Annotated in this window: 10 protein-coding genes; 7 read left to right on the top strand and 3 right to left on the bottom strand. The window is 60.9% G+C overall.

Translation table 11 applies throughout. The annotated features are described in order from the left end of the window. Position 1: 1 nt before the first annotated feature. Together tldD and AC2CGQ_RS15790 are read left to right on the top strand one after the other, a co-directional pair. Positions 2-1,447 carry a metalloprotease TldD gene (gene tldD / locus AC2CGQ_RS15795; RefSeq protein ID WP_021505122.1) on the top strand — a complete coding sequence of 482 codons (1,446 nt, stop codon included), beginning with the start codon at positions 2-4 and terminating at the stop codon, positions 1,445-1,447. 151 nt (positions 1,448-1,598) lie between these two features. After that, entirely contained in the window at positions 1,599-2,363 is a 765-nt protein-coding gene (locus AC2CGQ_RS15790) for a CDP-diacylglycerol diphosphatase (protein WP_021505121.1), read from the top strand. A 59-nt stretch (positions 2,364-2,422) separates the two neighbouring features. Here AC2CGQ_RS15790 and AC2CGQ_RS15785 read toward each other — a convergent pair whose 3' ends face one another. Together AC2CGQ_RS15785 and uriH are read right to left on the bottom strand one after the other, a co-directional pair. After that, positions 2,423-4,105 carry a PglL family O-oligosaccharyltransferase gene (locus AC2CGQ_RS15785; RefSeq protein ID WP_075684894.1) on the bottom strand — a complete coding sequence of 561 codons (1,683 nt, stop codon included), beginning with the start codon at positions 4,103-4,105 and terminating at the stop codon, positions 2,423-2,425. A 692-nt stretch (positions 4,106-4,797) separates the two neighbouring features. Next, positions 4,798-5,739, bottom strand: coding sequence for a uridine-preferring nucleoside hydrolase UriH (gene uriH / locus AC2CGQ_RS15780; protein ID WP_021505119.1), 942 nt, complete (start codon positions 5,737-5,739; stop codon positions 4,798-4,800). Between the two features lie 207 nt (positions 5,740-5,946). On the opposite strand from uriH, the gene AC2CGQ_RS15775 reads away from it, so the two are divergent. Both AC2CGQ_RS15775 and AC2CGQ_RS15770 read left to right on the top strand, forming a co-directional pair. Continuing rightward, a complete protein-coding gene (locus AC2CGQ_RS15775; RefSeq protein WP_004936944.1) occupies positions 5,947-6,222 on the top strand; it encodes a double zinc ribbon domain-containing protein in 276 nt (91 codons plus the stop codon). Beyond that, the gene (locus AC2CGQ_RS15770) at positions 6,219-6,563 is read left to right on the top strand and encodes a hypothetical protein (RefSeq protein ID WP_484593749.1); all 345 of its coding nucleotides are present in this window, start codon (positions 6,219-6,221) and stop codon (positions 6,561-6,563) included. The genes AC2CGQ_RS15775 and AC2CGQ_RS15770 overlap by 4 nt, the downstream gene beginning before the upstream one ends. On the opposite strand, the gene aaeR is transcribed toward AC2CGQ_RS15770, so the two are convergent. Beyond that, positions 6,554-7,465: an HTH-type transcriptional activator AaeR gene (gene aaeR, locus AC2CGQ_RS15765; RefSeq protein ID WP_015379188.1), complete on the bottom strand. Its 912-nt coding sequence runs from the start codon at positions 7,463-7,465 to the stop codon at positions 6,554-6,556. The genes AC2CGQ_RS15770 and aaeR overlap by 10 nt on opposite strands. A gap of 314 nt (positions 7,466-7,779) precedes the next feature. Between aaeR and aaeX the strand changes: the two genes are divergently transcribed. Genes aaeX through aaeB form a run of 3 tightly spaced genes read left to right on the top strand, consistent with a single transcriptional unit; the run spans position 7,780 to position 10,893 of the window. After that, positions 7,780-7,983 (top strand): p-hydroxybenzoic acid efflux pump operon protein AaeX, encoded by a 204-nt coding sequence (gene aaeX, locus AC2CGQ_RS15760; RefSeq protein WP_004936952.1) that lies wholly within the window; start codon positions 7,780-7,782, stop codon positions 7,981-7,983. Between the two features lie 7 nt (positions 7,984-7,990). Further along, a complete protein-coding gene (gene aaeA, locus AC2CGQ_RS15755) occupies positions 7,991-8,926 on the top strand; it encodes a p-hydroxybenzoic acid efflux pump subunit AaeA (RefSeq protein WP_004936954.1) in 936 nt (311 codons plus the stop codon). Next, positions 8,926-10,893, top strand: coding sequence for a p-hydroxybenzoic acid efflux pump subunit AaeB (gene aaeB, locus AC2CGQ_RS15750; RefSeq protein WP_015379187.1), 1,968 nt, complete (start codon positions 8,926-8,928; stop codon positions 10,891-10,893). The genes aaeA and aaeB overlap by 1 nt, the downstream gene beginning before the upstream one ends. The last annotated feature ends 81 nt before the right edge of the window (positions 10,894-10,974 follow it).

Genomic DNA, 10,974 nt, shown 5'->3' with positions numbered 1-10,974 from the left:
TATGAGCCTGACGTTTGTCAGTGAGCAGTTACTCGCTACCAACAAGCTGAGTCATCAAGACCTGTACAGGGTACTGGGTCAACTGGCAGAACGCCGTATCGACTACGCCGATCTCTATTTTCAGTCCAGCTATCACGAAGCCTGGGTGATCGAGGACGGCATCATCAAGGATGGCTCTTACAATATCGACCAGGGCGTCGGCGTGCGCGCCGTCAGCGGTGAGAAGACCGGCTTCGCCTATGCCGATCAGATCACTCTGAATGCGCTGCAGCAGAGCGCCCAGGCGGCGCGCAGCATCGTGCGCGAGCAGGGAGACGGGCGGGCGCATACCCTGGGCGAAATCGGTTACCGGGCGCTGTATCCGCTGCTCGATCCGCTGCAAAGCCTGCCGCGCGAAGAGAAAATCGCCCTGTTGCACCGCGTCGACAAGGTGGCGCGCGCCGCCGATGCGCGGGTGCAGGAAGTGAACGCCAGCATCACCGGCGTTTACGAGCAGGTGTTGGTGGCCGCCACCGACGGCACGCTGGCGGCGGACGTTCGCCCGCTGGTGCGTCTTTCCGTCAGCGTGCTGGTGGAGCAGGACGGCAAGCGTGAGCGCGGCTCCAGCGGCGGCGGCGGCCGTTTCGGCTATGACTACTTCCTGGAAACCGTCGACGGCGACGTGCGCGCCGATGCCTACGCCAAAGAAGCGGTGCGCATGGCGCTGGTCAACCTCGGCGCGGTGGCGGCGCCGGCCGGCAATATGCCGGTCGTGCTGGGCGCCGGCTGGCCGGGCGTGCTGCTGCATGAGGCGGTGGGCCACGGCCTGGAAGGCGACTTCAACCGGCGCGGCACCTCGGTGTTCAGCGGCCATATGGGCGAGCTGGTGGCGTCCGAGCTATGTACCGTGGTGGACGACGGCACCCTGCAAGGGCGCCGCGGCTCGCTGGCGATCGACGACGAAGGCGTGCCGGGCCAGTACAACGTGCTGATCGAAAACGGCGTGCTGAAAGGCTACATGCAGGACAAGCTCAACGCGCGGCTGATGGGCGTCGCCCCGACCGGCAACGGCCGCCGCGAGTCCTACGCGCATCTGCCGATGCCGCGCATGACCAATACCTACATGCTGGCGGGCCAATCGACGCCGGAAGAGATCATCGCCAGCGTCGAGTACGGCCTGTACGCGCCGAACTTTGGCGGCGGCCAGGTGGACATCACCTCCGGCAAGTTTGTATTCTCCACCACCGAAGCCTACCTGATCGAGAAGGGACGCATCACCAAACCGGTGAAAGGGGCGACGCTGATCGGCTCCGGCATCGAGGCGATGCAGCAGATCTCGATGGTCGGCAACGATCTGGCGCTCGATAAAGGCGTGGGCGTGTGCGGCAAGGAAGGCCAGAGCGTGCCGGTGGGCGTCGGCCAACCGACGCTGAAACTGGACACGCTCACCGTCGGCGGCACGGCGTAATCTTTCCTCAAGGGGCCACGCGTTGGCCCCTCAACCATGCTCCATTTCGCGGCCTTTCTCGCATTCGTAACGCTAAGCGCGGCAGGACGCCGTAGCCTGCACGACATAATGGAATGAAATTGACGTGGCGAAAAAACAGAGCACGACAAGAATGACGCGCCTGGCATTATCCGCTCGGCGTTGGCTGCTGGTGCTGGGCGTTCTGTCCCTGACGGGCTGCGCCCGTTCCGATGCGCTGTGGGGCGTGGTCGATAAACTCTGCATGGCCAACTATCAGCAAAAACGCAATCCGGCCCCGTGCGAGCAGATTTATATGCCGCAGGGGAAGGCCCTGGGCTTTAGCGTGCTGCAGAACCCGCGTTACCCTTATCACTTTATCCTGGTGCCGACGGCGCCGCTCTCCGGCATTGAAAGCCCGCAGCTGCTGGTTGGAGAACGGACGGACTATTTTGGCTATGCCTGGCTGATGCGTTACCGGCTGGCCGCCGAGTATGGCGGGCCGGTGCCGGATGATATGTTGGGCATGGCGATCAACTCCGCTTACGGCCGCAGCCAAAACCAGTTGCACATTCACCTGACCTGTCTGCGCGAGGACGTGCGGCGCCAATTGCAGGCGGAACGCCCCTACATACAGGAACAATGGCGGCCTTTGCCGGATAAGTTGTTGCGCCACACCTATTATGCTCGCCGCGTGATGCAGCCAGCCGTGATGGGCATCTACCCGATTAAGGATTTGGCGGATTATTTCCATCTGTCGCCGCCGCAGCTGGCGGAATATGGCGTGGTCGTCGTTCCGACGATGTTTGCCGGCCGGCAAGGGTTTATCTTGCTGGCCTCGAAGCGCGGCTGGGACGTCGGCAATCGCGCGTCGGTAGAGTCGCTGCTGGATAAAGAGTGCGCGATATTGCCACGTTGATTTTGCTACATAAATGACGCAGGTGAGAGCGACGAGGCATCGCTCTCACCTTGTTGTCCCTACCTAAACCGCGCATCCCGCGTAAACAGGAAAGCGGCTTCCCGCAGGCGAGCGTCGGCTTGTGCCTGATCCCCCTGATAGCGCAAGATCATAATCAGCGTGGCGTAGACGTTGGCGTCGATGCGGTGCTGCAGATAGGCATTGGCCCACTGCCGATAGCCGGTCAACAGGGCATCATCACGCGTCTGGTTGTAGACCAGCAACGCGTGAGATTGCTCGTCGAAGGTTTTGCGCTCCCGGTAGATCCAGGCGGCCGGCGACGGCATCTGCTCGATGCTGTCGATGTTGGCCAGCATAGTGCGCTCCGACTGGGTGAGCGCCATGCGCCCTTGCCAGGCGAAGACCGCCATCACCAGCACGCCGAGCGCCGCAAACGCCACCGGCAGGCTCAGGGCTTTGGCGAACGGCAGCGGGCGGGGCTCGCCGGTTTGGCCGTCCAGCAGCGCCAGCAGCAGCAGAAACGCCAGCCAGTGCGGCGCAGACAGATAGAAAGGGTATTCCAGCTGGGTGTGTATCAGCATCGGCAGCAGCACCAGGAACAAGCCGACGCGCGCACCGTTCGGCTGTTCTCGATCCCGTTGCCAGGCGCTTTTCAGCAGCCGTGCGCCGGCGGCAAGGACGATAGCGATACCTGCCAGCGCCGGCAGGCCACCCTCAATCCACCACAGCAGGATTTCATTGTGCGGATGCCCGGCGACTTCCAACACTTCTCGCCAGGGCATTTCCTGCAGGCGAAAGTGCGCGAAGCTGTATTCAAAACCGCCGTAACCCCAGCCCAGCAGCGGCTTGGCCAGGATCATGGCGCCGACGTCATGCAGCATGGTGAGGCGAGCGCTATTGGACAGCTCCCGACCGATCAGACCCGCGCGGCCATCCAGGCCGAAACCGGTGAATAGCACCGCCAGGCCGATCGCCACGCCCAGCAGCAGCGCGCCGCCGGCCCAGCGGCTCGCGGCCGGGCGCCGGCGGGCAAAACGGCACAGCAGCAAAGCCGCCGCCAAGGCGCCGCCAAGCCAGGCGGCGCGCGACTGGATCAGTACCAGCAGGGCGGAGAAAACGGCCAGCAGCGCGAGCAGCGGGATTTGCCGCCGCCACGTTGGCGCTGAGAGGGGAGCAAGCAGCAGCCAGAGCGCCAAGGCCAGCCCGGTGGCGATAAAGCTGCCCAGCACGTTCGGTTGCTGAAAGACGCCGTAGACCCGGCTGCCGTTAGGGGCTACCCAGGCCAGCGTGGGGGCGAACAGCTGCAGCGCCGCCAGCAACGCCTGAACGCCGATGGCGAACAGCAGACCGTACAGCAGCAGCTCGCGCTGTCGGGCGGTTAGGCGCAGCTGCAGGCAGGCGACATAGAACAGCCAGCCGCCGAGCAAACCGGCGCAGCGCCACAGGGCATCTTCGCGCCACTCGAGGCGGGTATACAGCAGCGGCAACGCCAGTACGGCGATGCCGAGCAGCAACCGCCGGGCGGTGGGGGTCAGCGAAAAACGGATGCGACCCAGGCAAACGGTAAACGTCACGATCAGCGTGGTGAGCGCCATGACGCTCCAGGCCAGAATGTTTTGCGGCAGCGCCAGACCGTCGCCGCCCATGTTGGGGTAATAAACCGGCAGGACCGCCGCCATCCAGATCAGCAGCAGGGGCAGCACGGCGATGGTCGCTGCGTTAGCGGGAGATTTATCGGCCATGGTTAACCTGCCATGGCCTGATAGCGTTTATGAAATGCATGTTTTGATTATTCCCTATCCTTTATCCTGATGTTGAAATGCGTGTAATGTTCAATTCGAAAATGTCTCATGGGAAATTTAATCCGTCTTCATGGTGAAGCGATAAATAATGTTTACCCTGAGAATGCGCGAGACCGTGTGCCTAAAGAAAGGTTAAGCCGTATTTTTCACCCGCAAAAGGCATTTTTGTTGTTTGCAAAAACAGATGCGCTATTTTCTCAAATCCATTGTGATTCAGTCAAATTTTAATCTAATATTATTTTTATTCATTGAAATCAGTTAGTTGAGGGTTGTCTTGACGTGTGTGAATATCGTGGGGCATCTCGGCGATGGCCTATGTCGGCAGTCAATGTGAAGAATAAAATAGGTATCTTATTGTTTAATTTATTTCGTCAGCGGCGGCGTGACGGCGGAGATTTATTCCATCGTTTTCCATTGCTGGTTTTTAAATTCAATGTGATTTTTATGGTTTTATTTTTATTAAGATTCTTCTTGTCTTTACCTGTTTTTTTTAATTTTTATAAAATGATTTATTGTTAGGATTGTTCTGCTGTATTGGAAATAAAAGAGGTTATGGCCTGAGCCTCCCGTTGCCGCGGCAGAATACGGACTAACGCGCCTATAAAAGCGCGTTAATCTCGTCTCTCATTCGCTTACTCCACCTCCCCGATCCGCTCCAGCGCATCCACCACCAGATCCCAGAATTTATCCTGATCCAGTTTGACCGCTACCTGGGTGTGGCAATCCGGCGGCGGCGGCGCGCGGAAGTCCGCGACCGTCATGCCTAAGGTGAGGGTGCCGGTCAGCTCTATATTTACCGGCGCTTTGCGCACCGACATGACGCTCGGATCGATCACATAGGCCACCGCGCATGGATCGTGCACCGGCGGGGCGCTGAAGCCTTGCGCCTGTTGGTACATACGGCCAAAGAATGCCAGCAGCTCGCCGACGAAGGCGGCCGGCCGGGTGCCGAGGGCGGCGATGCGTTCGCAGACTGCCGGCGTGGCCAGCGCCTGGTGGGTGAGATCCAGCCCGACCATGGTGAGCGGCCATTTTTCGTTGAACACGATGTGCGCCGCCTCGGGATCGATTTTGATATTGAACTCCGCCACCGCGCTCCAGTTGCCCACATGATAGCCGCCGCCCATCAGCACCACTTCCTTGACCCGTTCGGCAATGCGCGGCTCTTTACGCACCGCCATGGCGATATTGGTCAGGCCGCCGGTCGGCACCAGCGTCACGCTGCCCGGTGGGTGGGCCATCACGGTCTCGATGATCAGGTCTACCGCGTGGCGTGAGTCCAACTGCAGGTGGGGTTCCGGCAGCACCGGGCCATCGAGGCCTGAGTCGCCGTGAATGTCGGGCGCCACTTCGATATTGCGCACCAGCGGACGCGGGCAGCCGGCGGCGAAGGGGACGCCGGTGATATTGGCGATACGGGCCACCGCCAGGGCGTTGCGCGTCACTTTGTCCAGCGTCTGGTTACCCACCACGGTGGTGACCGCCAGCAGGTCGATCTGCGGATTGCCCCAGGCCAGCAACAGAGCGATGGCGTCGTCATGCCCCGGGTCACAGTCCAGTATGATTTTTTTCATGGTTATTCCTGATGCAGGGAGAGGTTTCCGCAGCATAACGCAGCGCGACGGCGTGGGATAATGCCGATGGTGCTTTTGTTAACGGCATCAAAGCCTTGCCACTTTTACGATGTAATGAAACGTAAATCCTGCTCGCCGGGCTTTACCCTGGAGTTTACTCCAGGGTTTACAGTGAGGTTCAGCGTCAATGCACAGAGGAGAGGCGGGATGAGCTTACTGAAACGGTTGTTGGGGCAAGGCGGTATTCACGGCGGTCATCAGCGCGCGGGCCACGGCGGCGGGCATCATGGCAACCGCTATAACCAGCATGGCGAGCCGGGGCCGCAGTGCCCGGAATGCCGGGCAGTGAATAAATCGGGCGCCCGTTATTGCCACCGCTGCGGTCAGCCGTTTGCCGCGCTAAGCGCCACCTGCGGCCAGTGCGCCGCGCCGTTGCCGCCGGGCAGCCGCTTTTGTCCGCAGTGCGGCGGCGGTGTGCCGTGAACCGGGGCGGTTGGACACTCGCGCTGCTGCTGGGCGCCATGGCGCTATGGACGCTGCTGGCCTGGGGCGTAGCCGGGGTGCTGGCCTGGCTCCCGGTGTTGGCGGAGGCAGCCGGGAAGGCATCGTTGCCGGTGAACGGTGCGCTGAGCCTGGTGCCGCAGGCGGTGCTGGACGCCTGGCTGCCATGGCTGAAACAGCTGGGCAGCGGGCTGGCGAGCTATTTTCCTGTGCTGCTGACCTGGGCGGGCTACGCCGTCTGGCTGCTGTGGGGCTTCGGCATGGTGGCGCTGACGCTGCTGGCCGCGCTGGCGCGCCGTTATTTGAGCGCCGCTCAGCGATAGCCCTGATAGACCGCCGCTACGCGTTCGAAATAGTCGGTTAAATAGTTGATGCACACCTGCACCTTCAGCGGCAGTTTGTCTTTCTCGGTATAGAGCGCGTAGATCGGCCGCGGATCCGAATGGTAGCTTTTGAACAGGATCTCGATCTCGCCGCGTTTGATCTCTTCGATCACCCACATCAGCGGGGCGTAGGCGATGCCGGCGCCGTTTTTCAGCCAACGGATCATGGTGGAGGAGTCGTTGGTGACGAAGCGCCCCTGCGGGGAAATGCGCGTGGTGATGCCTTCCGGCGACATCAGTTCGAATTCGCTGTCGGGCCGCACGCTGTACTCCAGCCAGGAAAAGTTGACCATGTCGCTCGGCTTCTGCGGCGTACCGTGCTGGATCAGGTAGCTTTTGGCGGCGCACACCACCATCGGCATCTGCCCCAGGCGGCGGGAGAACAGGCTGGAGTCCTGCAGCGCCCCGGTGCGGATCACCAGATCCAGTCCGTCGGTGATCAGATCCGGCGCCGGAATGCCGGTTACCAGGTTGACCGTCAGGCCTGGGTACTCTTTCATCATCTCGGCGGTCATGTTCGCCAGCACGTTTTGCGCCATGGTGGATGAGCTGCCGATGCGCAGCGTGCCGGCGGGCGTATTGTTAAACGCGTACAGCTGCTCATGCACCTCGCTGACTTCCTGTAGCATGCGTCGGCAGCCCTGATAGTAGATTTTGCCGGCCTCGGTCAGGCCGATGCTGCGCGTGCTGCGGTTCAACAGCTTGACCTGCAGTTCATTTTCCAGTTTCGAGACGGTTTGACTGATCGATGAAACGCTCATGTCGAGTTGGCGTGCGGCCGCGGTAAACGACCCGAACTCAACCACTTTGGCGAATACCGACATCCGTTTTAATCTTTCCATTATTCACTCTGGCTTAAAAGTGATTTAGATCACAGATTGTTGATGCCTTGATAGTAAGCAGGCTAATATAACGTGGTCGGGTGAATAGACCTTACCAACGTGCGAGAGCGATCGGCAACGCAATCCTGCCGCTCCTCCGGCACCCTCGCAATCCCTGTCGTGGATGTCTGCCCCCAAGTTTAACCTTTTTTCGGGTTCGTGACCTGGACAAGCTGTCCGGTCAAGATTTGTGGCGCGCGCACGCTAAAATGTAAAGAGAATGTGAATGGCGAGATGTGTCTTTCCCCGGCGTAGTGAACAATAAGGAAAAAGTGATGAGTTTGCTTCCGGTTATGGTCATCTTCGGGCTGTCGTTTCCGCCGGTGTTTTTCGAGCTGCTGGTGTCGCTGGCGCTGTTTTTTCTCCTGCGCCGCCTGCTGCAGCCGACGGGGATTTACGATTTTGTCTGGCATCCGGCGCTGTTTAATACCGCGCTGTATTGCTGCTTGTTTTATCTGATTTCGTGTCTTTTTGTTTGAGGTCGCTGTGAAAAATTTTTCGATAAAAATAACCCGAATCGCGATCACTTTGATTCTTGTGCTGTTGGGCATCGCCGCGATATTCAAGGCCTGGGTGTTCTACACCGAGTCGCCGTGGACGCGTGATGCCAAGTTTACCGCCGATGTGGTGGCGATCGCCCCGGACGTCAGCGGCCTGCTGACCGACGTGCCGGTGGTGGATAACCAACTGGTGAAGAAAGGCCAGGTGCTGTTCGTGGTCGATCGGCCGCGTTATGAGCAGGCGCTGGCGGAAGCCGGCGCCGACGTCGCCTACTATCAGACGCTGGCGGCGGAAAAACGGCGCGAGGCCGGCCGCCGCGTGAAGCTGGGCGTGCAGGCGATGTCGCAGGAAGAGATTGACCAGTCGAACAACTCACTGCAGACCGTGCAGCACCAGCTGGCGAAGGCCATTGCGGCGCGCGAGCTGGCGCAGCTGGATCTGGAACGCACCACGGTGCGGGCGCCGGCCGATGGCTGGATCACCAACCTCAACGTCCATGCCGGCGAATACATCACCCGCGGCTCGGTGGCGGTGGCGCTGGTGAAGAAAGATTCCTTCTACATCCTGGCGTACCTGGAAGAAACCAAGCTGAATGGCCTGAATAAGGGCGACCGCGCGGAGATCACCCCGCTCGGCAGCAACCGCATCATGCACGGCACCGTCGACAGCGTGGCGGCGGCGGTGAACAACAGCAGCAGCACGGTGAACAACAAAGGGTTGGCCTCGATCGACAGCAACCTGGAGTGGGTGCGCCTGGCGCAGCGCGTGCCGGTGAAGATCCTGCTGGACGCCAAGGATCAACAGCATCCGTACCCGGCCGGCACCACCGCCACCGTGGTGATCGTCGGCAAGAACGATCGCAATGCCGACAGCGGCTCGCCTTTTGTGCGCCTGATGCACCGGCTGCGTGAGTTCGGCTAATGAGCAGCCCAACTTTTATCCGGCTGAGATTCGCCTTCAAACTCAGCTTCGCGATTGTGTTTGCGCTGTTCGTCGGCTTCCATCTCAATCTGGAAACCCCGCGCTGGTCGGCGATGACCGCCGCCATCGTCGCCGCCGGCCCGGCCTTTGCCGCCGGCGGCGAACCCTTCTCCGGCGCCATCCGCCACCGCGGCTGGCTGCGCATTATCGGCACCTTTATCGGTTGCTTCGTCGGCCTGATCATTATCATCACCACCGCCCGCGCGCCGGTGGTGATGCTGTTGCTGTGCTGCATCTGGGCCGGTTTCTGCACCTGGCTCTCTTCGCTTATCAAGGTGGAGAACTCCTATGCCTGGGGGCTGGCCGGGTATACCGCGCTGATCATCATCGTGACGGTCGCCACCAGCGAGTCTCATCTGCTGGAAGCGCCGCAGTTCGCCATCGAGCGTTGCAGTGAGATCGTGCTGGGGATCGTCAGCGCCGTGTTGGCGGATCTGCTGTTCTCGCCGCGTTCGATCAAACAGGACATCGATCGGGCGGTGGATCAACTGCTGGTGGCGCAATACCGCCTGATGCAGATGTGCATCAGCAATGCCGACAAAGAGGATATCGATCGCGCCTGGAGCAATCTGGTGAAGAGCACCACGGCGCTGGACGGCATGCGCAACAACCTGATGATGGAGTCCTCGCGCTGGCAGAAGGTCAACCGCCGGGTAAAAGCGCTGCATACGCTGTCGCTGACGCTGATCACCCAGGCCTGCGAAACCTATCTGATCTTGTTGAATCACCCGGACGCGCTGAAAGACAGCCTGCGTGAGCAGCTGATGGTCCCGGCGGAAACCCCGCAGGAGATCCACAAGCGCATGAAGCTGCTGCGCCAGGTGCTGACCACGCATCGTTCCGAGGAAACGCTGCCGACCCTCACCGGCTGGGTCGGCGCGGCGACGCGCTACCTGCTGCTGTCGAAAGGCGTGCACGCCAACTGCAGTATCAGCGCGGTGGAAGAGGGGGTGTTGAGCAACGAAACCGTGGTCAAGCCGACTTCGGCGGAAGGGCATCACGCGATGATCAACGGCCTGCGCACCTTTGTGGCGACGGCCTTCGGCAGCCTGCTGTGGCTGTGGACCGGCTGGACGTCCGGCAGCGGTTTTATGGTGATCATCGCGGTCATCACCTCGCTGGCGATGCGCACCCCGGCGCCGCGCATGGTGGCGATGGATTTCGTGCTGGGCATGCTGGCGGCGATCCCGGTCGGCTCTCTGTTCTTCATGGTGATCCTGCCGGCGACGCAGCAGAGCATTTTGCTGCTGTGTCTTAGCCTCGGCCTGCTGGCGTTTTTCATCGGCATCGAGGTGCAGAAGCGGCGGCTCGGTTCGCTGGGGCTGCTGGCCGGGACCATCAACATTCTGGTGCTGAGCAACCCGATGGAGTTCAACGTCACCCAGTTTCTCGACGGGGCGCTGGGCCAGTTCCTCGGCAGCTGCGTTGGGCTGATGGTGCTGCTGTTGATCCGCGACAATTCGCGTGAACGCACCGGCCGCACGTTGCTCAACCAGTTCGTCAGCAGCGCGGTGTCGGCGCTGACCACCAAGGCGGCGCGTCGTCGGCAAAACCATCTGCCTGCGCTGTATCAGCAGCTTAACCAGCTGCTGATGATGTTCCCGAACGACATCGCCAAGTATCGTCTGGCGTTGAACCTGATCATTGCCCACCAGCGCATGCAGCGGGCGGAGATTCCGGTCAGCGAAGAGCTGTCGGCCTTCCACCGCCAGATCCGCAGCACCGCCGATCGGGTGGTCTCCGCCAAGAACGACGTCAAGCGCGCCTATTACTACGATCGCTTGCTGGGTGAAATGAACGAGTACCAGCAGAAGCTGGTGGACAATCAGGCGCCGCTCAGCGTCACCGGGCCGGTGAAACGCCTGGCCGACATGCTGCATCGCTATCGTCACGCCTTGATCGATTGATGCGTTCCCTCCTGTTGCGCCGCGTTGTGCGGCGCCTTCCCTGACTATACTGAAAGCAGCGCCTGGCATGGCGAGCCGTCT

This window comes from Serratia sp. DFXYC6 (genome assembly GCF_057196085.1).
This window is presented reverse-complemented; position numbering and strand designations above follow the sequence as displayed.

Excerpts from the sequence above, each read along its gene's own strand:
- tldD (WP_021505122.1), top strand. The coding sequence starts at position 2 with ATGAGCCTGACGTTTGTCAGTGAGCAGTTACTCGCTACCAACAAGCTG.
- AC2CGQ_RS15790 (WP_021505121.1), top strand. The coding sequence starts at position 1,599 with ATGACGCGCCTGGCATTATCCGCTCGGCGTTGGCTGCTGGTGCTGGGC.
- AC2CGQ_RS15785 (WP_075684894.1), bottom strand. The coding sequence starts at position 4,105 with ATGGCCGATAAATCTCCCGCTAACGCAGCGACCATCGCCGTGCTGCCC.
- uriH (WP_021505119.1), bottom strand. The coding sequence starts at position 5,739 with ATGAAAAAAATCATACTGGACTGTGACCCGGGGCATGACGACGCCATC.
- AC2CGQ_RS15775 (WP_004936944.1), top strand. The coding sequence starts at position 5,947 with ATGAGCTTACTGAAACGGTTGTTGGGGCAAGGCGGTATTCACGGCGGT.
- aaeR (WP_015379188.1), bottom strand. The coding sequence starts at position 7,465 with ATGGAAAGATTAAAACGGATGTCGGTATTCGCCAAAGTGGTTGAGTTC.
- aaeX (WP_004936952.1), top strand. The coding sequence starts at position 7,780 with ATGAGTTTGCTTCCGGTTATGGTCATCTTCGGGCTGTCGTTTCCGCCG.
- aaeB (WP_015379187.1), top strand. The coding sequence starts at position 8,926 with ATGAGCAGCCCAACTTTTATCCGGCTGAGATTCGCCTTCAAACTCAGC.